General features: G+C 68.2%; 16 protein-coding genes. 8 read left to right on the top strand and 8 right to left on the bottom strand.

What is annotated here, in order from left to right; all coding sequences use genetic code 11:
• Positions 1-2 precede the first annotated feature (2 nt).
• Positions 3-2,405 carry a phosphoketolase family protein gene (locus tag H165_RS0104375; protein WP_017937695.1) on the bottom strand — a complete coding sequence of 801 codons (2,403 nt, stop codon included), beginning with the start codon at positions 2,403-2,405 and terminating at the stop codon, positions 3-5.
• Positions 2,406-2,810: 405 nt separating this feature from the next.
• Positions 2,811-5,093, bottom strand: coding sequence for a 5-methyltetrahydropteroyltriglutamate--homocysteine S-methyltransferase (metE, locus tag H165_RS0104370; RefSeq protein WP_017937694.1), 2,283 nt, complete (start codon positions 5,091-5,093; stop codon positions 2,811-2,813).
• A 185-nt stretch (positions 5,094-5,278) separates the two neighbouring features.
• Here metE and metR point away from each other — a divergent pair, with 185 nt between their 5' ends.
• Positions 5,279-6,196: a transcriptional regulator MetR gene (metR, locus tag H165_RS0104365; protein WP_017937693.1), complete on the top strand. Its 918-nt coding sequence runs from the start codon at positions 5,279-5,281 to the stop codon at positions 6,194-6,196.
• A gap of 76 nt (positions 6,197-6,272) precedes the next feature.
• Here metR and H165_RS0104360 read toward each other — a convergent pair whose 3' ends face one another.
• From H165_RS0104360 to recQ, 4 genes are all read right to left on the bottom strand, one after another.
• Positions 6,273-8,267: a motility hub landmark protein FimV gene (locus tag H165_RS0104360; protein ID WP_017937692.1), complete on the bottom strand. Its 1,995-nt coding sequence runs from the start codon at positions 8,265-8,267 to the stop codon at positions 6,273-6,275.
• Positions 8,268-8,512: 245 nt separating this feature from the next.
• Positions 8,513-8,953, bottom strand: coding sequence for a MarR family transcriptional regulator (locus tag H165_RS0104355; RefSeq protein WP_017937691.1), 441 nt, complete (start codon positions 8,951-8,953; stop codon positions 8,513-8,515).
• A gap of 146 nt (positions 8,954-9,099) precedes the next feature.
• Positions 9,100-10,263: a GGDEF domain-containing protein gene (locus H165_RS0104350; protein WP_017937690.1), complete on the bottom strand. Its 1,164-nt coding sequence runs from the start codon at positions 10,261-10,263 to the stop codon at positions 9,100-9,102.
• A 183-nt stretch (positions 10,264-10,446) separates the two neighbouring features.
• A complete protein-coding gene (gene recQ / locus H165_RS0104345) occupies positions 10,447-12,582 on the bottom strand; it encodes a DNA helicase RecQ (protein WP_017937689.1) in 2,136 nt (711 codons plus the stop codon).
• 213 nt (positions 12,583-12,795) lie between these two features.
• Between recQ and H165_RS0104340 the strand changes: the two genes are divergently transcribed.
• The 4 genes from H165_RS0104340 to lapD all read left to right on the top strand — a co-directional run bounded on the left by H165_RS0104340 (position 12,796) and on the right by lapD (position 16,521).
• Entirely contained in the window at positions 12,796-13,383 is a 588-nt protein-coding gene (locus H165_RS0104340; protein WP_017937688.1) for a UPF0149 family protein, read from the top strand.
• Between the two features lie 4 nt (positions 13,384-13,387).
• Positions 13,388-13,786: a YbaN family protein gene (locus tag H165_RS0104335; RefSeq protein WP_017937687.1), complete on the top strand. Its 399-nt coding sequence runs from the start codon at positions 13,388-13,390 to the stop codon at positions 13,784-13,786.
• A 65-nt stretch (positions 13,787-13,851) separates the two neighbouring features.
• Complete coding sequence (lapG, locus tag H165_RS0104330) at positions 13,852-14,562, top strand: cysteine protease LapG (RefSeq protein ID WP_017937686.1); 711 nt, start codon at positions 13,852-13,854, stop codon at positions 14,560-14,562.
• A gap of 12 nt (positions 14,563-14,574) precedes the next feature.
• Positions 14,575-16,521, top strand: a complete 1,947-nt coding sequence (gene lapD, locus H165_RS0104325) for a cyclic di-GMP receptor LapD (protein WP_017937685.1) — start codon at positions 14,575-14,577, stop codon at positions 16,519-16,521.
• Positions 16,522-16,609: 88 nt separating this feature from the next.
• On the opposite strand, the gene H165_RS18355 is transcribed toward lapD, so the two are convergent.
• A complete protein-coding gene (locus H165_RS18355) occupies positions 16,610-20,797 on the bottom strand; it encodes a retention module-containing protein (protein WP_017937684.1) in 4,188 nt (1,395 codons plus the stop codon).
• A gap of 462 nt (positions 20,798-21,259) precedes the next feature.
• Here H165_RS18355 and H165_RS0104315 point away from each other — a divergent pair, with 462 nt between their 5' ends.
• From H165_RS0104315 to H165_RS0104305, 3 genes are read left to right on the top strand one after another with little or no spacing between them, the layout of a single operon-like run.
• Entirely contained in the window at positions 21,260-22,615 is a 1,356-nt protein-coding gene (locus tag H165_RS0104315) for a TolC family outer membrane protein (RefSeq protein WP_017937683.1), read from the top strand.
• A gap of 49 nt (positions 22,616-22,664) precedes the next feature.
• The gene (locus tag H165_RS0104310) at positions 22,665-24,812 is read left to right on the top strand and encodes a type I secretion system permease/ATPase (protein ID WP_155943579.1); all 2,148 of its coding nucleotides are present in this window, start codon (positions 22,665-22,667) and stop codon (positions 24,810-24,812) included.
• 10 nt (positions 24,813-24,822) lie between these two features.
• Positions 24,823-26,163: an HlyD family type I secretion periplasmic adaptor subunit gene (locus tag H165_RS0104305; protein WP_017937681.1), complete on the top strand. Its 1,341-nt coding sequence runs from the start codon at positions 24,823-24,825 to the stop codon at positions 26,161-26,163.
• 10 nt (positions 26,164-26,173) lie between these two features.
• Here the strand turns inward: H165_RS0104305 and H165_RS0104300 are convergent, their stop codons facing one another.
• On the bottom strand, positions 26,174-26,770 hold the full coding sequence (locus tag H165_RS0104300; RefSeq protein WP_017937680.1) for a tRNA-uridine aminocarboxypropyltransferase: 597 nt from the start codon (positions 26,768-26,770) through the stop codon (positions 26,174-26,176).
• Positions 26,771-26,861 lie beyond the last annotated feature (91 nt).

The raw sequence follows: 26,861 nt of genomic DNA, 5'->3' as shown, positions 1-26,861 counted from the left end.
CCTCAGCGCAGCAGCCGCGGATCGCCCTTGCCGAGCACCGCCAGGGACTCCTCCTCATCCAGCAGATCGTCCAACGGCACGTTGAGCAGCTGGGCGCAGGCCACCAGCACGTGGGCCCAGCTGGAGGCATTGGCGAACAGCATGCCCGCCTCGTCGAAGGTGCCGCCGCGGTTCAGGTAACCGAGCACCGCGCAGCGCTGGGCATCCGGGAGGATCGGCCAGAGGTGTCCGCGAGCCACTTCCGGGCGCATGTGGGTGAGCAGCACGCGGCGGGCGCCGGCCGGGAACAAACCATCCCGCAGACCAGGCTCGGCGACCACCTCGGCCTCCCAGCGGTCGCGCGGCGAGCGGAAACGCCCCGGCTCCTGCAGGTAGACCAGTCGGTAGGCATGCCCGCGGGCGGCCAGGCGAGCGCCGGCGCGGCGCATCTCCTGCAGCTGGTAGCTGCCGTTGGCGATCAGCAGCAGCGGCTCGCCCTCTCCGCGCGCCTCGACCAGAATGGCGCCATCCCGCGCCAGGCGGAGCGCCTGCTCGGCATCGAACACCGCTGGGCGCTCGCGCTTCGGCGCCACTACGCAGGCCAGTTGGCCGCGCGCCCGGTAGATGTCCGGCAGCAGCGCCAGCAGGCTGTTGTGGTCGGCGGGGAACAGCACGCGGACCATGTCGTTGGCCTCGCCGAGCAGCGCCTCGCAGAAGGTGGTGTCCTGGTGGGACTGCTGGTTCTTGCCGTTCTCCCAGGTGTGCGAGGTGGCCACCAGCGGCCAACCGAGCCAGCCGGCCGGACGCCCCGCCTCCTTCTGCTGGCGGGCGAAGATCAAGGTCTGGCGCACCGCGCCGAGCATCTTCACGCAGAACGCTTCGTAGCTGGCCACCAGATTCAGGCCCGCCTGGTTGGCCAGGCAGGCGGAGACCACCGCTTCCTCATTGAGGGCGGTGATCACCTTGCCGTTCAGCGCCTCCAGCTCGCTCTCCGGCTCGCAGACCCGGTGCCTGAGGGCCTTCAGCACGCCGCCCAGGCGGTTGCTGGCCAGCTCGTCGGGGTTGCCGACCCGCGGACGCAGATTGGGGTTGGCGGCCACCAGATCGACGAAGAAGCGATCCAGGGCGCTCATCGGCGAGCAGTCATCGTTGCGCCAGTGCAACTCCGGCAGCAGCGGCTCGACGGGCCGCCGGCTGGCCAGCGGGTTGTCGCGTTCGGGAAGCAGGCCGGCGCGCTGGCGGGCGAACAGAGCGCGGGCCTCCTCCAGCTCGGCGGGCGCCACCCAGAGGCGCGCGGCGGACTGGTTGAAGGCCTCCCGCGCCGCCGCATCCTGATGGGGATTGCCGGGCAGCGGCAGGTTGTGCGCGGCATTGCTGCCGGCGCCGTAGAAGCCGTAGCCCTTGACGGTCTCGGCGATGCCATAGGGAATCGGCAGCGGATAGCGCAGCAGGCCGTTGTCCTTCTCGTGCAGGCGGTGGGCCAGACGCTGCTCCATCTCCCAGAGAGTGCAGACGAAGGCCGCCGGGTCGCGGCCATCGAAGCTGATCGGGTCGAAGCCGCAGCGGCGCAGGTGCAGCTTGAAGCCCTCCAGGCCCTCCAGGGTGCCCAGCTCGGTGCGCTGCTCGATGCGCCGGCCGTTGGCGATCATCACCGGCAGCGCCGTACCGCAGTCCTCGGCACGCCACCAGCGGGGAATCCAGTCGCTGCCGCGCTGCTCCTCGGCGGCGCCGTCGGAGAGGAAGGCCACCAGGGTCTCGCCGGGCAGCGGCAGGTGGGCGTACTGCAGCTCGGCAAAGCCCAGGTAGCCGCCCTCGGCGATGCCGCCGGCGGTATGCGGGTTGACGTGACTGCCCAGCGGCACCCCGGGGCGCCCGTCGGCGGCCTGGGCATAGCCGTAGAAGTCGCCGCACAGACGGCTCAGCCCCTCGTCGTCGACACTGTAGCGCGCAGCCTGTTCAGCATGCAGGTTGCCGACCAGCAGGTTGAGGGCCTCAATGGCCGCCACGCAGTGTCCCTGCCCCATCAGCCAGCCGCGGGTCTGCCGGCTCAGGGCGTTCAGCGTCAGATAGCCGGCATAGGCCGGGACCATGTTCAGCGCCCCGCCGGTATGCCCCTCGGGAGTCGCCTTGAAGTCCTCGGGCTGCAGCTCGGCGCCGTCCAGGCGCACCCGCTGGGCATAGGTCATGTGCGCCACCAGCCAGAGACCGGCGGAAGCCAGGCGATCGAGGGCACGCAGCAGCTCGTAGACGCTGCCCAGGTCCGGCTGCAGCCCGGCCTGGACCAGCTGGTGGGCCATGCGGTAGATGCCGGCCTGGGTTTCCGGGGTGTGCTGGATCACCCCGTAGCCGCCGCGCCAGGCGGCGAAGGCCGGCTCCTGGCGGGCATGTTCGTCGAGTTCGGCAAGGCTGGGGAATATCTGGGACATGGCAAGCTCCTTCTAATGATGCCCACCAGTCTAGGCGGGGATGCCACCGGGGTACTGACCTGCATCAAGCCCCGCCGCCGGCCGGCAGCCGGGACGCCGGGCCGCTGCCGTGGAGCTTGAAGCAGTCGCGGGTTTCCCGCCGGCTACTGCCATTAGACTGCCATCAGAACCGTTTCCCGGCACACCGCCCTCCATGCGCGACCACGACCGCTGCCCCGTCGCCATGGCCTGGCTGCTGGCGGAGTTCGAGATCCACGTGACGCCGGAGGAATTCAGCATCCGCCACCCCAGCCACGGGCCCTGGAGCTTCTCGGCCCCCCAGGAACATCCAACTGCCGGCCACCCCTTGGCTGTTCAAGCGGCGCCCCTACCGCTAGGGCAAGCGGAAGAAACCCTGGCCGTGCCTCAGGCCAGCCGGGCACGCAGCTGGTGGGCTGCCGCCACCATGTTGCGCAGCGCCGCCTCGGTCTCCGCCCAGCCACGAGTCTTCAGCCCGCAGTCCGGGTTGACCCACAGCCGCTCCACCGGAATGCGCCGCGCCGCCTTTTCCAGCAGGACGACCATTTCCTCACTGCCCGGCACCCGCGGCGAGTGGATGTCGTAGACGCCCGGGCCAATCTCGTTCGGGTAGGCGAAGCGCTCGAAGGCGTCCAGCAGCTCCATGTCCGAACGCGAAGTCTCGATGGTGATGACGTCGGCGTCCATGGCGGCGATCGCCTCGATCACGTCGTTGAACTCGCTGTAGCACATGTGGGTGTGGATCTGCGTTTCGTCGCGCACCCCGCTGGCGGTCAGGCGGAAGGCCTCGGTGGCCCAGTCCAGATAGCGCCCCCAGTCGGCGCGGCGCAGCGGCAGGCCCTCGCGGAAGGCTGCCTCGTCGATCTGGATGATGCGAACGCCGGCGGCCTCCAGGTCCAGCACCTCGTCGCGGATGGCCAGGGCCAGCTGCCGCGCCTGTACCTCGCGGGGTACGTCTTCGCGAGGGAAGGACCACATCAGCATGGTCACCGGACCGGTCAGCATGCCCTTCATCGGCTTGTCGGTGAGGCTCTGGGCGTAGCGGATCCACTCCACGGTCATCGGCCGCGGACGGCTCAGGTCGCCGTAGATCACCGCCGGCTTGACGCAGCGCGAGCCGTAGCTCTGCACCCAGCCGAAGCGGGTGAAGAGATAGCCGTCGAGCTGCTCGGCGAAGTACTCGACCATGTCGTTGCGCTCGGCCTCGCCATGCACCAGCACGTCCAGACCCAGGCGTTCCTGGACTTCCACCGCGTGGCGGATCTCTGCCTGCATGGCCTCGACGTATTCGGCCTCGGAAAGCCGGCCCTGCCGGTAGGCCTGGCGGGCCAGACGAATCGCCGGGGTCTGCGGGAAGGAACCGATGGTGGTGGTGGGAAACGCCGGCAGCTGCAGACGCGCGCGCTGCCTGCCGATGCGCTCGGCGAAGGGCGAGCCGCGGCGGCTGTCCTCGGCACGGATCGCCGCCAGGCGGGCCTGCACCTCGGGCCTGTGGATGCGCGGCGAACGGGCGCGGCTGGCCTGCACCGCACGACTCTCGGCCAGGGCCGAGGCGGCGCTGCCCGGGGCGTTCAATTCGGCGACCAGGGCAGCCACCTCGCCGCACTTTTGCACGGCGAAGGCCAGCCAGCTCTTCAGCTCGGCGTCCAGCCGGTCCTCGCGGGCCAGGTCCACCGGGCAGTGCAGCAGCGAGCAGGAGGGCGCCACCCAGAGGCGCTCACCGAGCCGCTCCTGGGCGTGGCGCAGCACTTCCAGGGCCTTGTCCAGATCGCAGCGCCAGACGTTGCGGCCGTTGACCACGCCGAGGGACAGCACCTTGTAGGCCGGCAGGCGGTCGAGGATGGTCGGGTACTGCTCGGGGGCGCGCACCAGGTCGATGTGCAGGCCGTCCACCGGCAGCCCGGCGGCGATCCCCAGGTTGTCCTCCAGACCACCGAAATAGGTGGCCAGCAGCTTCTTCAGCGGGTCGCGCTGGAGGATGTTGTAGGCACGCTCGAAGGCGCTCTTCCAATCCTGCGGCAGGTCGAGGACCAGGATCGGCTCGTCGATCTGCACCCACTCCACGCCCTGCCCGGCCAGGCGCTGGAATATCTCCCCGTAGAGCGGCAGCAGGCGTTCGAGCAGGTCCAGCTTGTCGAACTCGCCGCCCTTGGCCTTGCCCAGCCACAGGTAGGTCAGCGGACCGATCAGCACCGGCTTGACCCGATGGCCGAGGGCCAGAGCCTCGTCGACTTCCTCGAACAACTGTTCCCAGCTCAGGAGGAATTGCTGGTCGGCAGTGAACTCGGGGACCAGATAGTGGTAGTTGGTGTCGAACCACTTGGTCATTTCCTGGGCGTGTGCGCCTCCGCAGCAGCCGGCTCCGACCCCGCGGGCCATGGCGAACAGAGTGTCCAGGGTCGGCCTGCCGTCGCGCGGGCGGAAGCGTGCGGGGATCACCCCGAAGGTCAGCGAATGAGTCAGTACCTGGTCGTACCAGGCGAAATCGCCGACCGGCAGCAGCTCGATGCCGGCGTCCTTCTGCAGCTGCCAGTGGGCGGCGCGCAGCTGGCGACCTACGGCGCGCAAGCCGGTCTCGTCGAGGTCACCCTTCCAGTAGGCTTCAAGGGCCTTCTTCAGTTCGCGATCGCGCCCGATGCGCGGGAATCCGAGGTTGTGGGCAATGGCCATGGCGTTTCTCCTTAATCTGCAATGGCCGCCATTCTCGACACCCGACACCACATGAGACAAACTCAATATTTTCGCGATAGTCTAGAGAAATTTTCATAATGCTGCGCAACGCCGGAGGGACCGGACGGGCAGAGAATCCGCCCTATCCGTCTCTCAGCCGTTCTGCGCCTGACCCGGAAATCGCCATGCTGGAAATCCGCCACCTGAAAACCCTGCATGCCCTGCGCGAGGCCGACAGCCTGGTGGAGGCCGCCGAGCGCCTGCACCTGACCCAGTCGGCCCTCTCCCACCAGTTCAAGGAGCTGGAAGAGCGCCTGGGTCTGCCGCTGTTCATCCGCAAGACCAAGCCGGTGCGCTTCACCAGCGCCGGACTACGCCTGCTGCAGCTGGCCGACAGCATCCTGCCCCAGCTGCGTGCCGCCGAGCGCGACCTGGCGCGGCTGGCCGGCGGCACCGCTGGGCGCCTGCACATGGCCATCGAATGCCACAGCTGCTTCCAGTGGCTGATGCCGACCATCGACCAGTTCCGCGACGCCTGGCCGGAAGTGGAGCTGGACCTGGCCTCGGGGTTCTCCTTCGCCCCACTGCCGGCCCTGGCCCGCGGCGATCTTGATCTGGTGGTGACCAGCGACCCCGTCGAGCTGCCGGGCATCACCTATGTGCCGCTGTTCACCTACGAGGCCCTACTCGCCGTAGCCAACCAGCACCCGCTGGCCGGCAAGGCCTGCGTCGAGCCGGAGGATCTGGCCGGCGAGACCCTGATCACCTACCCGGTGGAACGCGACCGCCTGGACATCTTCACCCGCTTCCTCGAGCCGGCCGACGTGGAGCCGGCCCATGTGCGCACCGCCGAGCTGACGGTGATGATGATGCAGCTGGTGGCCAGCGGCCGCGGCGTCTGCTGCCTGCCCAACTGGGCGCTGCACGAGTACAGCTCGCGCGGCTACGTGACCGCCAAGCGGCTCGGCGACAAGGGGCTGTACGCCACTCTCTACGCGGCGATCCGCGCCGACATGCTGGACGCCCCCTTCATGCGCGACTTTCTGCTCACCGCCAAGGACACCTCCTTCGCCACCCTGGAAGGGGTCAGCGCGGCGCGCTGAAGGAGCGCTTTCGGCCCCGGCCCCAAACGAAAACGCCGTGCTCAGGCACGGCGTCTTCGTTTCCGGCGGTCGAGGCTCAGGCGATCCGCGCCAGCAGGGCGCGCGCCTCGTCCTGTTCCTCCGGACTGCCCTCGCTGATCACCTCGTTGAGGATGTTGCAGGCACCCTCCAGGTTGCCCTGCTCGATGTAGGCCATGGCCAGGTTCAGCTTGACCACATTGCTGGGCTCGCTTTCCAGGTGGGACAGATCCTCGCGGGCCGGCGCCTGCGGCTCCTCGTCCAGAGCGTCGAAGGCATCGAGGAAGTCCTCGTTGAGCTCCAGCGGCTCGTCGAAGGTGCCGCCCGCGGACAGCTCCTCGACCTCCGGCAGCACGTGCAGGTTGGAGCGGAACTCCTCCACCGGCTGCTCGGCCGGGGCGGGCCTGGCCGTCTCGAAGGGGCTGACCAGGTCCCAGTCGGCATTCAGGGTCAGGTCGTCGAGGTTGAGCTGGAAGTCCTCGGCCGGCGCGAGGCGTTCCGGCTCGGCTACGTCGAGGCTGGCGTCCGGCGCCGCGGCCGGTTGCGGCTCGGCCGGCGCTTCGGCCGCCAGCAGGCCCGAATAACGGGCCTTGATCGGCTCGACCAGCTCAGCGGCAACGCCCAGGCTGACCAGCACGCCGAGCTGGCGGGCGAAGCCGGCGGCATCGTCGAGACGGCCCAGCACATCGAGCAGGCGCAACTGCACCTCGTGGTTCTGCGGCTGGCGGTGCGCCAGCCTGCGCAGCATGTCCAGAGCCTCGGTGTAGCGGCCGTAGGCCAGGTACAGCTCGATGCCGTTGAGGTCGTCCGCTTCGCTAGGCTGCCGCGACTGGACGATCTCCGGCTGGGCGACGCGCTTCGGCGCCGGGGCGACCACCACCGGTTCCGGCCGCACCGGCTCGGGACGGCGGCGACGGCCGCGCAGGAACAGCAGGCTGCCCAGCAGCAGCACGGCGAGACTGCCCCAGACATAGGGCTGCCAGCCGGAGCCGGCGGTTTCCGCCGAAGCCTCTGCCTCGGCCTCGCCGGTCGCGGCCGAGGGCGTGGCCGGAGCCTGTACGGCGGGCTCGGCGGCCTGCGGCTGCGCCAGGCGCCGCTCCAGCTCGGCGATCTGCTGGTCCTTGCCGCGCAGTTGTTCTTCCAGGCGGCTCAGCTGGTCCTGAAGCACGGCGAGATCCTGCTGCAGCTGCAGCTTCTCGGCGATCTCCTGGTCCAGCGCCGCTTCCAGGCGCTGCTCGGTCCGGCTCAGCTCTTCGAGGCTCGGCGCGGCCGCGACGGCCGGGGCCTGCGCTTCGGGCTGCGCAGAGGCCTCGCCAGCTGCTGCCGGAGCGGCGGCCACGGGTGCTTCGACCGGCTCCGGCAGGCGCACGGCATCCGGCAGGCGCAGGGTGGCGCCAGCGATCAGCCGGTGGCTGTCGCCACCGACGAAGGCTTGCGGGTTGAGGGCGTGGATGTCGTCCATCAGACGCTGCAGCGACACCCCGCTCTCCGGCGCCAGACGGCGGGCGATCTTCCACAGGCTGTCGCCGCGCTGCACCTGGTACTGCCGGCCCTGGGTGGTAGGCGGCAGCTCGCGACGCGGCGCGACGGGCGCAGGAGCCACGTAGCCGGGCGAGGCGTCCACCGGCCGGGCGGCTACGGCGTGGTAGGCGGCGGTCTCCGGCGGATCCAGCAGCACGGTGTACTCACGCACCAGACTGCCGCCCGGACGCACCACCTCGATGATGAAGTTCAGGTAGGGCTCGCGCACCGGCTGGCTGGAGAACACCCGGATCACGCCGCTGCCGCCGCTGAGGACCGGGGCGAAACGCAGGTCGTTGAGGAAGGCGAAGCGCTCCACGCCGGCGCGCTGGTAGACCTCCGCCGAGGCCAGGCGGACGACCACCTCATGACTTTCCAGATCACCAGGCTCGAGGAGCTGGATCTCCGCATTCAGCGGCTGGTTCAGCGCCGAGCGCAGGTTGATGTCGCCCAAGCCCAGGGCCGACGCCACGCCCGAATAGAGCATGGCACCCGAGGCGAGTGTGAATAGAAAGGGATGCACCCGAGCCATCTAACCTCCTGCCATACCGGCTCGCGCATCACTCCCTTCTACGATATCCCTAACAGGCATCGAAAGTGATTGACGGGAGTCATCCTGCTGCCCGGCTGCCAACTCTAATGAAGGAAACCCACTGAAAATATGGCACAGGAACATCAATATGCCATTAGCCCAATATAGCGGATTGCCGGGCAGAAAGGTCAATAAAACGTCGAAAAAATGATGGCAATTCGACAGTTGGCCGAATGTCTGACGCTCTATTGCCGGCGCAACAGGTTGGCGAGGATCTGCGCATGGACGCGCAGGCAGCAGTCCAGATCGTCCGGGTCGATGCCGGAAAAGAGTTCCTCGCGCAACTGGGTGGAGATGGTCTCGATCCGGTCGATCAGCGGCTTGGCCTTGGGCTGCAGAATGATCTTCTTGGCCCGGCGGTCTTCTTCCACCGCCAGGCGGCTGACCAGCTCCTGGGCTTCCAGGCTGTCCAGCAGACGGGCCAGGGTCGGGCCCTCAACACCGACGCTCTGCGCTAGCTCGCGCTGGGTCGGCGGCGCGGCGAAACGGGAGAGATGCAGCAGCACCAGCCAGCGGGCCTGGGATAGCCCCAGTCCGACCAGACGCCGGTCGAGTTCGGCGCGCCAGGCGCGGGACAGCTGGGACAACTGCATGGCAAAGCGGTGTTTCTCGATCTGCGGGAGCATAGGGTCGTTCTTGTTAGGAGCCAGAAGCGGATAATCAGGACAATTATTAGGCAACTAACCATAACCCCGCCGCACAGGCAAGCACCTTCCCTACACTGCGCTGTTTCGCCGCATTGCAGAGCCGCATTCCGACAAGGAAATGTCGCCTAGGCCACCACCTGGTTGCGCCCGAACGCCTTGGCCTCGTAAAGGGCCCGGTCGGCATGGGCATACAGCTGGCTGCGGTCACTCCCCTCGCCGGGCGCCAGGCAGGCGGCGCCGACGGACAGGGTGACAACCCCGGCGGTCGGCGAGCGTTCGTGAGCCAGCTTCAGCTTGGCGAGCCTAGCCCGCAGCGCCTCGGCGCGCCCCAGCGCCTGGGCCAGGTCGATGTCGTAGAGCAGCACGGCGAACTCCTCGCCCCCCAGGCGAACCGCCATGTCCAGCGGCCGCCGCGCCGCCGTGCCGATCACCGCCGCGACCTGGCGCAGCACGCCGTCACCGGCCTGATGGCCGTAGTGGTCGTTGTAGGCCTTGAAGTGGTCGATGTCGCAGAGCAGCAGCGCCACGGACACGCCCTCGCGCTGCGCCTGACGCCACAGGCGCTCGAGCTGGCGGTCGAAGCTGCGCCTGTTGTACAGCCCGGTGAGTCCATCGCGCTCGGCCAGCAGGCGCAGCTGGCGGCTGACCAGGAAGTGCTGGCGTGACTTGTATTCCAGCAGGTAACAGCCGAGCAGCCCCATGAGGTTGCCAAAGGACAGGAAGAACAGGTTGTTGAACAGCCGCAGCGGATCCTGCCGGGACAGCAGCTCGAGGCCGACGTAGCCGAGGAGCACCACCATCGAGCTGGTCAGGGACTCGCTGAGACGCAGGCCGGCGAGGAAATAGGCAGCCATGCAGATCAACAGCAGCCCTTCGTAAGGATAGGTGGGATCGATCCGGTGGGCGACCGCCACCACCGCCGCGCCGCCCAGGCCGGCGGAAAGGATGCAGGTGAGGCTCAGCGGGGTCAGCAGGAAGTGGTGGCGGCGCATCAGGATCAGCAGGCCGCAGACCAGCAGCAGGACCAGCACTCCGCCACGGATCGCCAGCATCCAGGCCAGCTCGCGAGAGGCCGGCATCAGGAAGCAGTCCAGCACCGAGAAGCCCAGCCACACCAGCATACCGGCACAGAGCGCGAAGCGACGCAGGTCGAAGGTGTCCTCCTGCATGTAGTGGCGGTATTCGCGCTCCAACTCGGGAACGAAACGCAGCCAGCGGAAACCGGCGGCGATCTGCTCGGCATAGGGGTTGGAACGTGCCTCGTCCAGCCACGCCTGGTGTGTTGTCATGCTGCCCTTCCGATGAGGCCTGTCGGGACGATAGTCCACATAGCACAAGCGTCACAACCTTGTCGCCAGTCGTTTGGCGGGTTATGCCTCCATAGTGGCAGAAGAGCGGCATTTGGCCATATCGCCAGCCGCTAAGGCGGGCGACTCAGCGGAAGGAAAGACGGACGAGGATGGCGAGTCGGGTCAGACTTCGAACTCCGCCACCAGGGCGGCACGCACGCAGTGCAGCACGCCTTCCGGCACCCGTCCGGCGAACGCCCCGGCGATCTCCGCCACCGCCGGCAGCTCGCCGTCGCCATCGAGGAAGGCATCCTGGATCTCGCCGAGCAGATCCTCGGGCAGATCCAGGGCCTGCTCCAGGCTCAGTTGCTGCTGAGCGATGGCTTCGGCCAGCAGGGTATAGACGTTCTTCTCGGTGCAGCGCAGCTGGCTGGCGATCTGCGCTGGGGTCATACCAGCACGGGCCAGACTGACCAGCTCATGGCGCAAATCCACGACCTGGCGCGGCTCCGCCTCCGCACCGACATCGTTGAGCACTTCCAGAAAGGCTTCGCCATAACGCTCCAGCTTGCGCGCGCCGACGCCACTGACCTGGGCCAGCTCGGCCAGCGAGCGCGGCCGGCTACGCAGCATCTCCAGCAGGGTAGCATCGGGGAAGATCACGTAGGGCGGCACCGAGTGCTCTTCGGCCAGCTTGCGACGCAGGCTGCGCAGGGCCTCCCAGAGCTCGCGCTCCTCACCGCGCACCAGCTGGCTGGCGGCGCTCTTCGCCTGACCGCGGGCGCCCTGCTGGGGCTTGAAGTCGCGGCGCAGCTCCAGGCTGGTCTCACCGCGCAGCAGCGGCCGGCAGCGCTCCGAGAGGCGCAAGCCGCCGTAGCCTTCCAGGTCGACATCGGCCAGGCCGCGGGCCACCAACTGGCGGAACAGGGAGCGCCACTCGGCCTCGGAGAGCGCCTTGCCGACGCCGAACACCGACAGGTGCTGGTGGCCGACCGCGCGGATCTTCTCGTTGTCGCGGCCGAGCAGGATGTCCACCAGATGGCCGACGCCGTAGCGCTGGCCGCTGCGGTAGATGGCCGAGAGGGCCTGGCGGGCCGGTTCGGTGGCGTCCCAGGTCTCCACCTCGTCGACGCAGTTGTCGCAGTGCCCGCAGGGCTCCGCCAGCTCCTCGTCGAAATAGGCCAGGAGCGCCTGACGCCGGCAGCTAACCAGCTCGCAGAGGCCGAGCATGGCCTCCAGCTTGTGCTGCTCGAGACGCTTGTGGCGCTCGTCGCCCTCGGAGTTGGCGAGCATCTGCTTGAGGAACACCACGTCCTGCAGGCCGTAGGTCATCCAGGCGTCCGCCGGCAGGCCGTCGCGCCCGGCGCGACCGGTCTCCTGGTAGTAGGACTCCAGCGACTTGGGCAGGTCCAGGTGGGCGACGAAGCGCACGTTGGGCTTGTCGATGCCCATGCCGAAGGCGATGGTCGCCACCATGATCAGCCCCTCCTCGTTAAGGAAGCGCTTCTGATGGTAGGCGCGCAGCTCGTTGGAGAGCCCGGCGTGGTACGGCAGCGCCGGGTAGCCCTGCTCGCTGAGGAAGGCGGCCACCTCCTCCACCTTCTTGCGCGACAGGCAGTAGACGATGCCGGCATCGCCCTTGCGCTCGGCGAGGAAGCCGAGCAGCTGCTTGCGCGGATTGTCCTTGGGCACGATACGGTAAAAGATGTTCGGCCGGTCGAAACTGGACAGGAAGCGCTCGGCGTTCTCCAGATGCAGGCGCTGAACGATTTCCTCGCGGGTGCGCTTGTCCGCGGTGGCGGTCAGGGCGATGCGCGGCACCTCGGGAAACAGCTCGGCAAGCTGGCCGAGCTGCAGGTACTCGGGGCGGAAGTCATGGCCCCACTGGGACACGCAATGCGCCTCGTCGATGGCGAACAGGCCGATCCGCAGGCGCTGCAGGAAGGCCAGCATGCGCGGCTGGACCAGGCGCTCCGGGGCCAGGTAGAGCAGCTTGATCTCGCCGCTGCGCAGTCGCGCGGCGATCTCCCGCTGCTCGTCCGGGGTCTGCATGGAGTTCAGCGCCACCGCCGGCACGCCCAGCTCGTTGAGGGTAGCGACCTGGTCCTCCATCAGCGCGATCAGCGGCGAGACCACCACCGCCAGGCCCTCGCGCAGCAGCGCCGGCACCTGGTAGCAGAGCGACTTGCCACCGCCGGTAGGCATCAGCACCAGCGCATCGCCGCCGCCGGCCACCCGCTCGATGATCGCCGCCTGCTGACCGCGGAAGCGATCGTAGCCGAAGACGTCCTTGAGGATGCGCAGAGCCGGTTCGAGCATGAAAACCCCGTGAGCGATGAATCTGCCGCGCTGCCGTGACGGTCGCGGATAAAGCTGCGGAGTATACGCGAGGCGGGCACGGGGATGGCCGACGTCCATCGTGTCGGACGGGGAGGTTCGCCGGCGGCGCGGAAAAAAATCCACGCGGACGGGCGCTCACGGCCCTATCCGGGCTAGAATCCTCGCTGTTCAACTTTCTCAAGGTAGCCGTAGATGTCCTTCGCCGAGCAATTGACCCGCCTGCAAGCTTTCCTCGATGCCGATGAGCTGCATGAAGAGGCACTCGACTACATCGCAACCCACGGTTACCTGACCGCGCTGTCCATCTGCCCCGAGCCGGTGCCGGAGCGCGAGTGGATCGACGCGCTGTTCTCCGAGCCGCCGCACTACAAGGATGAGGTCGAGCGCGAGGCCATCGAGTCCACCCTGATGCAGCTCAAGGCGCACATCGCCCGCCAGCTGGCCAGCGACGACGATCTGGTGCTGCCCTGCGAGCTGGACCTCGGCGACGAGCCGGACGACTCGGATATCCGCGGCTGGTGCATCGGCTTCATGGAAGGCGTGTTCCTGCGCGAGGCGACCTGGTTCGAGAACGCCGAGGACGAGGTCAGCGAGCTGCTGCTGCCGATCATGGTCGGCTCCGGGCTGTTCGACGAGCAGCCGGAGTTCGCCGACATCGCTCGCGACCAGGAGCTGGCCAACGACATGGTGGCGCAGATCCCGGAAGCCCTCACCGCACTGTTCCTGCTGCTGAATGCCCCCGAGGAAAAGCCCGCCCTGCTCAAGCCGCGCCACCACTGACGGCATGGCGCGTCTGCAGCCGCTCAACGGCCATCCCTGGCTGCGCTACGCACTGCTGGGGGTCGGCTGGCTGAGCGTGCTGCTCGGAGTGATCGGCATCTTCCTGCCGGTGCTGCCGACCACCCCCTTCCTGCTGCTGGCCGCGGCCTGCTTCGCGCGCAGCTCGCAGCGCTTCTACCACTGGCTGGTCGACCACCCGAAGCTCGGCCCCTGGGTGCGCGACTACCTGGACGGCAGAGGCATTCCGCTGAAGGGCAAGGTCTATGCCATCGGCCTGATGTGGACCAGCATCCTGGTTTCCGGCTACCTGGTGCAGCGCCCCTGGGCCTGGACGTTCATGCTCGCCAGCGCCAGCCTAGTGACCCTCTACATCCTCCGGCAGAAGACCCTGCCCTCCCGTTGACTGCCTCACGTCACACTGCTGGCCTTGTGCCCTACACTTGGTCCATTCCCCGCAGAGATCGATGCATGCAGGCTCGGCAACCCGTTGTTCATGGATGGCACTGGTGCCCCCGCGGCGTACGCCCCGGCCTGCTGCTGGGCCTGCTGCTGGGCCTGCTGCTGGGCCTGGCGGCGCTGGCCGCCGACTGGGACTTCGATCTGATCCTGCGCAACGCGGAACAGCGCTACGGCCCACTCGGCGCCGCCGGCGAGCGCATTCTCGCCTGGGGCCGGCTGATCGAGAGCAGCGGCGAGCTGACCGAAGCCGACAAGCTGCAGACCGTCAACGCCTTCTTCAACCGCCAGCTGCACTTCGTCGACGACAACCGCACCTGGCGGCAGACCGACTACTGGGCGACCCCGGTGGAGTCCCTGGTCAAGGGCGCCGGCGACTGCGAGGACTACGCCATCGCCAAATACTTCACCCTGCGCCGCCTGGGGGTCTCCAGCGAAAAGCTGCGCATCACCTACGTCAAGGCGCTCGTCCAGGGCCAGGCGCACATGGTGCTGACCTACTACGGCAGCCCGGACGCCGAGCCACTGGTACTCGACAACCTGATCGACGAGATCCGCCCCGCCTCGCAGCGCCCGGATCTGCTGCCGGTCTACGCCTTCAACGCCGAGGGCCTGTACCTGCCCGGCAGGCCGGTCAGGAGCGGCGACAGCAAGCGCTTGTCGCGCTGGCAGGAGCTGCTCGGGAAGATGCGCGCGGAAGGTTTCGCCATCGGCGATGGATAAGGAGAACGGAGCATGTCACTGCTGAAGCAATTGTTCATCGCCATCTGCCTGTTCCTGGTGGTGGCCTTCACCGGCAGTTTCATCGCCGGCGTGGAGCATTCCCGGGAGCAGTCGCTCGCTCAGCTGCGTTCCCACGCCCAGGACGCCGCCACCGCCCTCGGCCTGTCCCTGACCCCGCATGTGGACGACCCGGCGATGCTCGAGCTGATGGTCAGCTCCATCTTCGACAGCGGCTACTTCGCGAGCATCCGGGTGGTGGCCATCCCCAGCGGTGAGGTGCTGGTGGAACGGCGTAGCACGACCACGGCGGACAAGGTGCCGGACTGGTTCGCCCGCCTGGTGGACCTCCAGCCCCAGGGCGGCGATGCTCTGATCATGCGCGGCTGGGAGCAGGCGGCGCGGGTCGAGGTGCTCAGCCACCCGCGATTCGCCCTCGCCCGGCTGTGGGACAGCGCGCTGGCCAGTCTGCTCTGGCTGCTCGGCTGCGGGCTGGTCAGCGCCCTGCTCGGCGCCTGGCTGTTGCGCGCCCAGCTGCGCCCGCTGGACGCCCTGGTGCAGCAGGCCCAGGCGATCAGCCGCCGCGAGCTCCACAGCCTGCCGAAAGTGCCACGCACCCCGGAACTGAAGCGCGTGGTGCTGGCCATGAACCAGATGGTCGACAAGCTACGCACCCTGTTCGCCGAGGAGGCCGCGCGCAGCGAGCAGCTCCGCGAGAGCGCCTATCAGGACAGCCTGACCGGCCTGGCCAACCGCCGGCTGTTCGACATCCGCCTGGCCAACCAGTTGATCGTCAACGAGCAGAACGCCGAGGGCTACCTGCTACTGCTGCGGGTCAACGACCTCGCCGGCCTCAACCAGCGCCTCGGCGCCCAGCACAGCGACGCCCTGCTCGCAGCCATCGGCGAGCGCCTGCGGCAGTGCAGCGTCGAGGCCGGGCACGGCGACTGGCAGGCCTCGCGCAACCGCGGCGGCGAATTCAGCCTGCTCGCCCCCGGCCTCAGCGCCGAGGAAGCCGAACGCCTCGCCGCGCAACTCTGCGATGCCCTCGATAGCCTGGGGCGGACCGGCGCCAGCGACTGCAGCCCGGTGGCACACCTGGGCCTCGCCGCGTTCCGTCCCGGGGAAAGCGCCGAACAGGTGCTGGAACGCGCCGACCAGGCCCTGGCCGAGGCACAGCGCCATGCGCAGCGGCCCTGGGCGCGCATCGACGATTTCAGCGCCGCTCCGGCCCACGGCCACGAGCACTGGCGCACCTGGCTGGACGCTGCGCTTGCCGGACGCCATCTGCAGCTGTTCTTCCAGCCGGTGCGGCGCTGCGCGGGCGAACGCGAACTGCTGCACCACAAGGTGCTGGCCCGCCTGCACGACGCTCAGGGCGAGACCGTCCCGGCCGGCCGCTTCCTGCCCTGGGTGGAGCGCTTCGGCTGGGCGGCACGTCTCGACATGGCCATGCTCGAGCGCTGCCTGGAACACCTGCAGCGGTATCCGCAACCGCTGGCCCTCAGCCTGTCGGCCGCCAGCCTACAGGACGCCGGAAACCTGGAGCGCCTGCTGGCCATGCTGGACAAACAGCCCGCCTGCGCCCACCTGCTGACTCTGGAGATCGACGAGCGCCACCTGCCACCAGCCGACGAGTTGGAGCAGCTCTGCCAGGCGATCCGCCGCACCGGCTACAGGCTGGGCCTGCAGCACTTCGGCGGACGCTTCAGCCTGATCGGCAACCTCACCCGCCTTGGCCTCGCCTACCTGAAGATCGACGGCAGCTACATCCGTGCCATCGACCGCGAGCCGGACAAGCGCCTGTTCATCGAGACGATCCGCCGCGCTACCCACAGCATCGACCTGCCGCTGATCGCGGAGATGGTGGAAACCGAGGGCGAGCTGCAGGTGCTGGAACGGTTGGGCATCCACGGCGCCATGGGCCGGGCGATCGGCACGCCGCAGCTCCGGGCGGAATAGCGGGAGCCCGAAACAAAACGGCCAGGGTGCAGAGACACCCTGGCCGCCTCGTCCACCAACCCCGACCGGGCCGGCGTTCAGCCCGGACTCAGACCGTATCCACCTTCAGGATCTGGTCGTCGAGCATGCCGTTGATGATGGTCGCGGTATCGGTAACCAGACCTCCACTGCCCGGGGTGACCCCGTAGCGGGTGGCCAGGTCGACGCCCTCCAGTTCGATGGTCTGCACCGCTGGCCCGCCGGCCGAGGTGCTCACGCTGATCACCGAGTTGCCGCCGACGATGCTGAAGAGCAGCCCGTCGAGCGGGTTGGCGCCCTGCAGCAGGTCGCTGAGGTCGAGGACGTCCTTGTCCGGTCCGCTCAGGGTGAAGTCGACGACCCGGTCGTGACCGCTGTCCCCGGCCAGCCACTTGAACACGTCCTTGCCGGTACCGCCGAACAACAGGTCGTCGCCCGCCCCGCCGATCAGCAGGTCGTTGCCGCCCTGGCCGAACAGCCAGTCGTTGCCGGCGCCGCCTATCAGGGTGTCGTCTCCCCCGGAGTCCGGCACCGAGGAGCCCAGCTTCATGGCGTTGGCGCGGATGAAGTCCATCAGCTCGGCCTGGGTCGGCGCCACGTTGCCCTTCTGTGCGGTCAGGTAATCGACCAGCACCTGGTAACCGGGGATCTTCGCGCCATGCTCGCCCGGCAGCCAGCTGGTGTTCAGCGAGTCGCCGAATAGCAAGTCGTCACCCTCCGCACCGGTCAGCAGATCGTTGCCCAGAGGAGCCGGCACCTGGATGGTGCCGCCGCTGTCCAGCTCGGCGAACAGCTGCTTATCGGTGGTGACTATGGCCGGCTGGCCGACGGCCGCAGTGAAGGAGCGTCCCTCGGAGTAGTAGGTGGCCGTACCGGCACTATTGGTGTTATCGAAGAAGCTCAGGATCCGTTCGGAAACCCCTGTGCCTATGCCGATGGCATGCAGCTCGGCGCGAGCCATCAGCTCGGCCGCATCGTCGATCGCATCGTAGACGTCGTAAAAATTGACCGTGCTGCCCGAGCTATTGGGGCTGGCGTTGCGCACGGTCGGGTTACCGTCGGTCAGGAAGTAGGCCTGGTTCTGGTAGCCGTTGCTTTCGTGCTCAGCGAACCAAGCGTTGGCCTCCTGCAGGGCGGCCTCGTAGTTGGTGGCGCCGCTGGCGGTCAGCCTGTCCAGAGCATTGCCGGTCTCGTCCAGCTTGGCCAGCACCGTGTCCAAGGCACCGGACAACAGCAGCGCCGCGGAGGCATTGAAACCGATCAGCGCCAGGTTGATCTGGCCGGCATGCCCTTCAAGGCCATTGATGAAGTTCTTCACCGCCGCCTTGAGCAGCGACAGCCGGCTACCGTAAATGGTGCCCGAGGAGTCGCCCATGCTGCCGGAGTGATCGAGGATGAGGGCGATGTTGTAGCTCTGTCCCGGCTGTACCTGGATCCGCGAGCCTCCGACATCGCCGATCAGCACGTCATCCCCATGGGCGCCGCCGACCGGGCCGGCCCCGTCCGGATCGAGGGGACTGGGAATGTGGTGCGGCACGCTGCTGCCACCCTTGTCGCTGGCATTGGTGCCCACCACCAGGAGCGACAGGTCGCTGCGGATGCAGATCTCCAGGCTCGCGGTGGATGGGTCGCCATCGCCGTCGACCAGGGTGTACTTGAACACCTTGCTGGACAGCCCGTGCTCGTCGAACGGCTGGTCGGCGCGGGGCTCGAAGCGGTAGTCGCCCACCGCCTGGCCATCACGGGCCTTCAGGCGGAGGCTCAGGGTACCGGCGTCGGTGACCAGGGTCAGCAGGCCGTCGTGGTAGCTGTAGCTGCTCGCCCCGCTGCCTGAGCCGCTGACCTCGATGCCGCCATCGACCAGGCTGTAGGTCTTGCCGTCCACCGATACCGAGCGGATGCCGCCCAGGCCGTCGGCGCCAGCATGGTCGTTGGCCAGCACGTTACCCTGGGCGATCTGCAGGCTGGAGCCGACCTCAGCTTCGGCATGGTCATCACAGGCCACCGGGCTGTCGTCGTCGATCCGGACCCTCATCACCGCCGAGGCGCTGTCGCCATCGCCATCGGTGACCTGGTAGCCAATCTCCAGAACGAAGTCGTTCTCACCCTCGCCCGGGGCATGCATGATCGGCTGCAGCAGCTCGAAGGTATAAGCACCGGTGGACAGGTCGGTGACCTGCATCCTGATCACTTCGCCTCGGGCGGTGGACAGGGTCAGGGTGTGAGTCGCGGCATCCCAGTGGGAGTCGGTCACCTCTTCGGTACCCAGCATGGCCGGGCCGCTCAGGGTCACCGACTGCACCCCATCGGCGCCACCCTGGTTCTCCCTTTGGTTTGTGCAGCTGGTGACCCGCCCGGGCCCATCGCCGGGACCGCCCTGGATACCGCCGGCCAGCCCTTCGTCGTCAAGGAGCTCGGGCGCCCAGACGTCGCAGGCCACCGGGCTGTCGTCGTCGATCCGGACCCTCATCACCGCCGAGGCGCTGTCGCCATCACCATCGGTGACCTGGTAGCCGATCTCCAGAACGAAGTCGTTCTCGCCCTCGCCCGGGGCATGCATGATCGGCTGCAGCAGCTCGAAGGTATAAGCACCGGTGGACAGGTCGGTGACCTGCATCCTGATCACTTCGCCTCGGGCGGTGGACAGGGTCAGGGTGTGAGTCGCGGCATCCCAGTGGGAGTCGGTCACCTCTTCGGTACCCAGCATGGCCGGGCCGCTCAGGGTCACCGACTGCACCCCATCGGCGCCACCCTGGTAATCCAGCTGGCCGCTGAAGCTGGTGACCCGCCCGGGCCCATCGCCGGGACCGCCCTGGATACCGCCGGCCAGCCCTTCGTCGTCAAGGAGCTCGGGCGCCCAGACGTCGCAGGCCCGGGGCACGTCGTCGATGATCTCGATGGTGATGGCCGCCGGCGCCGAGGTGGCGCTGCCGTCGGTCACCGTGAGGGTGAACACGTCGGTCTCGGCGCCCGGCCCGTCGACGCTGGTCGAGGTCAGCTCGTACCGGTAGGTGGCCACGCCGGTGGTCGCGTCGTAGCCGGTCACCGTCAGGGTGCCGTAGGTGCCGGCGAAGCTGGCGCCGACCAGGTTCTGCAGAGGCACCGTGATGCCGTTGATGGTCACCGCCGTCAGGTCATCCAGGCCGTCGGGGTCGCTCAGGGTGAAGGTGCCGCCGGTGAATTCGCGGTCCGAATCGGCGTCGCTGCCGTGCGGATTCAACCCCGCCTCGTAGACGTAGGCGCGGTCGCCGTCACCTTTCGGGTCGTCGTAGCCGACCTTCACCTCGGGCACGTCGTTGGTGCCACGGATGATGATGATCAGCTGGGCATTGCTACGGTCGCCGTTGCCGTCCTGCATGCTGTAGTCGTAGGTCAGCCGCACCTCTTCGCCGTCGTCAAGCTCCTCCACGGCCGGTGAGCCGTTGGCCAGCTCGAAGCTGTAGCTGCCGTCCGGCCCCAGGCACACCACGCCGTAGGGGGTTTCGATGACCCGCATGCCGTCCCCAGCGGCCGCGGCGGCCAGCCCGGAATCGGGAGGCAAGCCGTTCCAGCTCACGAAGCTGGCCGGCAGGTCGGGGCCGCTGTCGTCGTTGTCCAGCACGTTGCCGGAGCCGCCCGCATCGCCCTCGTTGAGCACCAGGAAATCGTTGACCGCCGTCGGCAGCCCGTTGACCGGCGGCTCCAAGGGATTCACGGGAGGATTGACCGGAGGCGTGACCGGCGGCTCGCTCGGCGGTACCAGCACCGGTGCCTCGGGGTCGGGCAAGTCACGAACCTCGCCGACAAGGAATTCCGGGACAGTGGCGAAGCCGGCAGTGGGGAAGCCGATCTGCGGATCGACCGCGCCGCCCACTTCGGTGAGCATCACGAAGGAATGGCCGCCACCGGCCTTGCCGGAACCGGTCTCGCCGGGACCCGCGGCAGTAGCCTCGGCCTCCAGGGTCGGGTCGGCGCCGGCCTCGATGGCCGCCTGCAGGCGCTCCACCTCGCTGAGCCCGTCCTGGCTGGGGGTGGCCGCCGCTGCGCCAGCCTGATCCCCGGACAGCAGCTGCCGGCTCAGGGCCAGGCTGCTGTCACGTCCCAGGGTCAGCTCCCGTCCATCACCGAGCACCACCGCGACGGCTCCCGAGGCGCCGGTCACCAGCTGTTCACCGAGATAGACGCGATCTCCCTCGATCAGCAGTCGCCGCGCTCCATCGCCGGCAACCGCATAGACCTCACCAATGACCTGCCTGACGACTCCGACCGAAGTAGCCATGGCCCGTTCCTCCCTCGCTGCTGCCGGCTGTGGCCGGCACTCCTGCATAAGGTCGGCTCATCCCTCGAAACAGTGGGTCCGGAGAAGACGACTACCGGCTGAAGCCGGCGGCATGGTCCGGGCAATTTCGTCAACAGTCAAAAACATGACTCACCCGAAACGTCGCACGCCACCAGCCGATTCGCACCCCGCCCAATCGCTCCAGAATCGTGTCGACCACCTTGTTGTTCACGGGCAAGACCACGAATTTTGTGAATCCTGGCCCATTCCCTAAAAACAATGTCCCGGCTTTACCAAATCGCATAAGACTTTTTCTGAATAACACGCATAGACAATTGTTCTTATGAGATACGAGAGAAACTGTTCTTAGATACGTACTTACGGAAGCCAACACCAGCCCAACAAAAAAAGCCAAAAAATTGGCAACAGGATTTAAGAGCACCGACAAGGAGGGAGTAGTCCATGCGCGTCCTGACCCCCATCTGCAGCGCAATGCTGCTGACGATGTCGTGCGCCTCTTCCCAGGCGATGACCCTCGCCGAGGCCATCCAGACCACCGTCGAGAACCATCCGGAAATCAGTGCCAGCGTGAACAGCCGGCGATCTTCGGACGAGGACATCCGCTACGCACGCGGCGGCTATCTCCCCTCCGTGGACCTGCTCGCCGGCTACGGCCGCGAGCGCAGCGACACCCCGGACACCCGCGCTCGCGGCGATCACCACAAGGAAACCCTGAACTACGGCACCGCCGAGCTGCGCCTGCGGCAGATGCTGTTCGACGGTTTCAACACCCCCAACGAGGTGAAGCGCACCGAGGCGGTGGCCAACTCTCGAGCCTATTACATCCAGGGCACCGCCGAGGCCCTGGCGCTGCGCACCGTGGAGGTCTACCTGGAGGTGCTCAAGCGCCGCGAGATGCTCGACCTGGCGAAGAACAACCTGCAGGCCCACACCCGCATCAACGACCAAATCCGCCTGCGCAAGGAACGTGGCGTCGGCAGCACGGCCGACTTCGACCAGTCCGAGGCGCGCCTGGCCCTGGCCCAGAACAACCTCTACACCGAGGAGATCAACCTGGCCGACGCCGAGGCCAACTTCTTCAGCGTGGTCGGCCGCATGCCCGACGAGCTGGTCATCCCGGCCAGCGTCCGCGGCGCGATTCCCGCCGACCTGGCGAGCGCCCGGCAGGCCGTGCTCGACAACAACCCGCTGCTGAAGTCCGCACAGGCCGACGTGGCGGCCGCCGAGAAGCAGTACGAGGCGGCCAAGTCGCCCTTCTACCCGCGCTTCGACGCCGAACTGGCGACCCGCGCCAACAACGACATCGGCGGCCAGGAAGGCCACGACACCGGCTGGCGCGCCGGGCTGGCGATGAACTACAACCTGTTCAACGGCATGCGCGACAAGGCCCGCCTGCAGTCCGCCGCCCACCAGATCAACCAGGCGATGGACATCCGCAACAACGCCCTGCGGCAGATCAACGAGAACGTCCTTCTGGCCTGGAATGCGATGGAGAACGCCCGCCGGCAGACTCCGAAGGCCCGTGAGTACGCCGACTACACCGCGCGGGTCCGCGAGGCCTACCAGCAGCAGTTCAGCCTCGGCCAGCGCACCCTGCTCGACCTGCTGGACAGCGAGAACGAACTGTTCACCGCCAATCGCCGCTACGTCGAGGTGCGCTACACCGAGGAGTACTCCATGTACCGCCTGCTGGCCGCCACCGGCGAACTGCTGCGCCGGCACAACATCACCCTGCCGGCCGAGGCGGTGGCCCTGAGCGAAGTCCGCACCGACGCCCGCCTGCCGGAAATGCGCTGACGCTCCGGTCCGGCACTCGGCCCTTGCGGGAGATAGCGAAGTGACCAGCATGCAAGCAGCCGTGGGCACGGGGGCGTGCCTCGGCCAGGACGACCCGCTGCTCGATGGCCTGCTGCTGCTCTGCCGGTTGCACGGCCGGGTAGCCAGCCGCGGCAGCCTGAGCGCCGGCCTGCCGCTGCCGCAGCAGCGCCTCAGCCCCGAGCTGCTGCCGCGCGCCGCGGCCCGAGCCGGCCTGCAGGCCCGCCTGCTGCGCCGCGAACTGACCGCTATCGCGCCACTCAGCCTGCCGGTACTGCTGCTCCTCAAGGACGGCCGCAGCGCGGTGCTCACCCGCATGGGCACGGACGGCCGGGCGCTGATCCTGCCCAGCGAGGCGGATGGCGGCGAGCAGTGGGTGGATCTGGACGCCCTGGCCGCCGACTACACCGGCCAGGCGCTGTTCGCTCGCCCCCGCCACGAGCTGGAGGAGCTGCGCACACCGCTGGTACCGCGGGTCGAGGCCTGGTTCCGCGATACCCTCAAGCTGTCCCGCTGGCTGTACGCCGACGCCCTGCTGGCCAGCCTGCTGATCAACCTGCTCGGCCTGCTGCTGCCGCTGTTCGTCATGCAAACCTACGACCGGGTGGTACCCAACCAGGCCACCGCGACCCTCTGGGTGCTCGCCCTCGGCCTGCTGCTCGCTACCCTGTTCGAGCTGCTGCTGCGGGTACTGCGCGCCCGGCTACTGGACATCGCCGGCAAGAAGACCGATGTGGTGCTCTCCGCCACCCTGTTCGAGCGCATCACCGGCATGGCCATGAAGGCCCGCCCGGGAACCATCGGCGGCTTCGCACAGAGCATCCACGACTTCCAGGGCCTGCGCGAATTTCTCACCGCAGTGACCCTGACCAGCCTGATCGACCTGCCCTTCGTCCTACTGATGATCGCCGTGATCGGCCTGCTCGGCGGCTGGCTGGTGATGATTCCGCTGCTCGCCTTCCCGATCACCATCCTGTTCGCCGGGCTGATCCAGGCACGCCTGCGCGACACCGTGAAGAAGAGCCTGGCCCTGGCCGGCGAGCGGCAGGCCCTGCTGATCGAGACCCTGGGCGGCCTGGAGACCCTGAAGAGCTGCGGCGCCGAGGGCGAGCGCCAGCATCGCTGGGAACAGACCCACGGCGCTCTGACCCGTCTGGACACCCACGCCCGCTTCCTCTCCGCGCTGGCCAGCAACGGCACCCTGTTCATCCAGCAGTTGGCCGGCATGGCCACCCTGGTCGCCGGTGTCTACGCGATCTTCGACGGCGCGCTGAGCGTCGGCGCCCTGGTCGCCTGCTACATGCTCGGCAGCCGGGTGCTGGCCCCGCTCGGGCAGATCGCCGGGCTGATCACCCGCTATCAGCAGGCCCAGTTGACCATGCAGAGCACCGACGCGCTGATGGCCCTGCCCCAGGAACGGGAGAGCCGCCAGCGGCCGCTGGAGCGCACCAGTCTGCGCGGCGAGCTGAACCTCGCCCAGGTGGTGTTCCGCTACCCCGGCCAGAGCACTCCGGCGCTGGCCGGCATCAGCCTGCGCCTGAAGCCCGGCGAGCGGGTCGGCATCATCGGCCGCAGCGGCTCCGGGAAGAGCACCCTGGCGCGCCTGCTGATGGGCTTCTACGCCCCCGATGAGGGGCAGATCCTGATCGACAACCTCGACCTGCGGCAGCTCGACGTCGCCGACCTGCGCAGCCAGATCGGCTACGTGGCCCACGACCTGCCGCTGCTGGCCGGCAGCCTGCGCGACAACCTGACCCTCGGCGCCCGCCACGTCAGCGACGAGCGCATGCTCGAGGTGGCCGAGATCACCGGGGTGGCCGAGCTGGCCCGCCAGCATCCGCAGGGCTTCGACCGCCCGGTGGGCGAGCGCGGCCAGCTGCTCTCCGGCGGCCAGCGCCAGGCCGTGCTGCTGGCCCGCGCGTTGCTCCTCGACCCGCCGATCCTGCTCCTCGACGAGCCGACCAGCTCCATGGACAACACCAGCGAGGAACAGCTGCGCGCCCGCCTGCAGAGCTGCACCCAGGACAAGACCCTGCTGCTGATCACCCACCGCGCCTCGATGCTCGCTCTGGTCGACCGCCTGCTGGTCCTCGACAACGGCCGCCTGGTCGCCGACGGGCCCAAGGAAGCGGTGATCGAGGCGCTGCGCAAGGGCCACATCCGCCCGGTCGCCAGCTGAGGAAAGAGAGATGCGCGAGTTCCTGTCCCGCTTCCGCGGTCGCAGTGAGGACACCGAGTTCATGTCCGAGGTGCACGGCGTGGTCTTCGAGGACTCGCCGCGCCTGGCACGTCTGACCATCTGGGCGATCGCCGCGCTGTTCGTGGTGGCGCTGCTGTGGGCCAGGTTCGCGGTGCTCGAAGAGGTCACCAGCGGCGAGGGCAAGGCCATCCCCTCCAGCAAGGTGCAGGTGATCCAGAACCTGGAGGGCGGCATCGTCAGCGAGATCTACGTGCGCGAGGGCCAGGTGGTGGACAAGGGCGACCGCCTGCTGCGCCTCGACGACACCCGCTTCCAGTCCAACAAGGACGAGACCGAGGCCGAACGCCTGGCACTGATCGCCCGCATCGAGCGCCTGGAGGCAGAAAGCGAGGGCCGCCCGATGCGCCTGCCCGCGGAGATCGAGCGCGAGGCGCCGCAGCTGGGCGCCGACGAGCTGGCCCTCTACGAATCGCGGCAGCGTCGCCTGGAGAGCGAGAAGCGCACCCTCAACGAGCAGCTGCGCCAGAAGACCCAGGAACTCGCCGAGTTCAAGTCCAAGGCCGCCCAGTACCGCTCCAGCCTGGGCCTCATCCAGCAGGAGCTGAACATGTCCAGCCCGCTGGTCAGCGCCGGGGCCATCTCCGAGGTGGAGATCCTCCGCCTGAAACGCAGCGCCGTGGAAATGCGCGGCTCGCTGGAGGCCACCAACCTGGCGATTCCCCGCGCCGAGGCGGCGATCGCCGAGATCAGGAGCAAGATCGAGAGCAGCGACCTGACCTTCCGCTCCGAGGCGGCCAAGGAACTCAACGAGGCGCGCACCGAGCTGCAGAAGATCACCGCCTCGCGGGTCGCCATCGAGGACCGGGTCAGCCGCACCACCGTGGTCTCTCCGGTGCGCGGGGTGGTCAAGCAGCTCAAGGTGAACACCATCGGCGGCGTGGTGCAGCCGGGCAGCGACATGCTGGAAATCGTCCCGCTGGAGGACAACCTGCTGATCGAGGCGCGGGTGCGCCCGCAGGATGTGGCCTTCCTGCACCCCGGCCAGGAGGCCATGGTCAAGTTCACCGCCTATGACTACACCATCTACGGCGGCCTCAAGGCACGCCTGGAACTGATCGGCGCCGACACCGTCACCGACGACAAGGGCAACAGCTTCTACCTGATCCAGCTGCGCACCGAGAAGAGCCACCTGGGCACCGAGGACAAGCCGCTGCTGATCATCCCCGGGATGGTCGCCAACGTCGGCATCATCACCGGCCGCAAGAGCGTCCTCGACTACCTCCTCAAGCCGGTGCTGAAGGCCCGCTGGGAAGCCCTGCGCGAGCGCTGAGGCGGCCGCTTCAGCGCTGGTGGTTGCGACGGAAGGTATCCTCGCCCATGGCAGCGATCTGCCCGTCGATCAGCGCATCGAAGGGCACCAGCAGGGACTGGAAGGATTGCGGCGCCTCGACGATCTCCAGCGCCGCGACTATCGCCTCCAGGGTGGACAGCGCACCGGGCATGGGCGCCTTGCGCAGCCGGTAGCGCGAGCTCAGCCCCTCCGGCAAGGCGACCCGCGGCAGGGCCGCCAGCTCGGGATTCAGGTAGAGCAGCTTGCGCGCCTTGCGCCAGGTGCCGTCCGGCACCACCAGCAGCAGCGGCTCCGCCGCCGACGTCGCCAGGCCGCCCAGGGGCTGCGCCCCGTCACCGGGAAACAGCAGGCAGGGCCGCAGGCCGGGACGGGCCTGGCGCTCGACCAGCCCGGCGAAACGCTCGCCAACCAGCAGCTCGGCGTTGCGCAGACCGAGCGCCGCCAGCCGTGCGGTGTTCAGGGCATGGCGGGTTTCGCTGGGGTGCTGGAGGATCAGCACCCGGGTACGGCTGTCCAGCGCGGGGATCAGCGCACACAGGCAGCGGTCCAGGGGGCGGTAGCAGCGGCTACAGGATGGGCGGGGCATGGCACTCAGTGTGCCACAGCCCCAGTGCTCAGCCCATGCATCCGTCGCTCACCCTCGGCGCGTACTTCCGCCACCCGGTCCGCGTGCCTTT

This window comes from Pseudomonas thermotolerans DSM 14292, from assembly GCF_000364625.1.
Classification (GTDB): Bacteria; Pseudomonadota; Gammaproteobacteria; order Pseudomonadales; family Pseudomonadaceae; genus Aquipseudomonas; species Aquipseudomonas thermotolerans.
This window is presented reverse-complemented; position numbering and strand designations above follow the sequence as displayed.

What these genes read in the sequence shown, in the direction of transcription:
- H165_RS0104310 (WP_155943579.1), top strand. Translation starts at nt 22,665, where the DNA reads ATGCAAGCAGCCGTGGGCACGGGGGCGTGCCTCGGCCAGGACGACCCG.
- H165_RS0104375 (WP_017937695.1), bottom strand. Translation starts at nt 2,405, where the DNA reads ATGTCCCAGATATTCCCCAGCCTTGCCGAACTCGACGAACATGCCCGC.
- H165_RS0104315 (WP_017937683.1), top strand. Translation starts at nt 21,260, where the DNA reads ATGCGCGTCCTGACCCCCATCTGCAGCGCAATGCTGCTGACGATGTCG.
- lapD (WP_017937685.1), top strand. Translation starts at nt 14,575, where the DNA reads ATGTCACTGCTGAAGCAATTGTTCATCGCCATCTGCCTGTTCCTGGTG.
- H165_RS18355 (WP_017937684.1), bottom strand. Translation starts at nt 20,797, where the DNA reads ATGGCTACTTCGGTCGGAGTCGTCAGGCAGGTCATTGGTGAGGTCTAT.
- metE (WP_017937694.1), bottom strand. Translation starts at nt 5,093, where the DNA reads ATGGCCATTGCCCACAACCTCGGATTCCCGCGCATCGGGCGCGATCGC.
- H165_RS0104355 (WP_017937691.1), bottom strand. Translation starts at nt 8,953, where the DNA reads ATGCTCCCGCAGATCGAGAAACACCGCTTTGCCATGCAGTTGTCCCAG.
- H165_RS0104300 (WP_017937680.1), bottom strand. Translation starts at nt 26,770, where the DNA reads ATGCCCCGCCCATCCTGTAGCCGCTGCTACCGCCCCCTGGACCGCTGC.
- recQ (WP_017937689.1), bottom strand. Translation starts at nt 12,582, where the DNA reads ATGCTCGAACCGGCTCTGCGCATCCTCAAGGACGTCTTCGGCTACGAT.
- H165_RS0104305 (WP_017937681.1), top strand. Translation starts at nt 24,823, where the DNA reads ATGCGCGAGTTCCTGTCCCGCTTCCGCGGTCGCAGTGAGGACACCGAG.
- metR (WP_017937693.1), top strand. Translation starts at nt 5,279, where the DNA reads ATGCTGGAAATCCGCCACCTGAAAACCCTGCATGCCCTGCGCGAGGCC.
- H165_RS0104350 (WP_017937690.1), bottom strand. Translation starts at nt 10,263, where the DNA reads ATGACAACACACCAGGCGTGGCTGGACGAGGCACGTTCCAACCCCTAT.
- H165_RS0104340 (WP_017937688.1), top strand. Translation starts at nt 12,796, where the DNA reads ATGTCCTTCGCCGAGCAATTGACCCGCCTGCAAGCTTTCCTCGATGCC.
- H165_RS0104360 (WP_017937692.1), bottom strand. Translation starts at nt 8,267, where the DNA reads ATGGCTCGGGTGCATCCCTTTCTATTCACACTCGCCTCGGGTGCCATG.
- H165_RS0104335 (WP_017937687.1), top strand. Translation starts at nt 13,388, where the DNA reads ATGGCGCGTCTGCAGCCGCTCAACGGCCATCCCTGGCTGCGCTACGCA.
- lapG (WP_017937686.1), top strand. Translation starts at nt 13,852, where the DNA reads ATGCAGGCTCGGCAACCCGTTGTTCATGGATGGCACTGGTGCCCCCGC.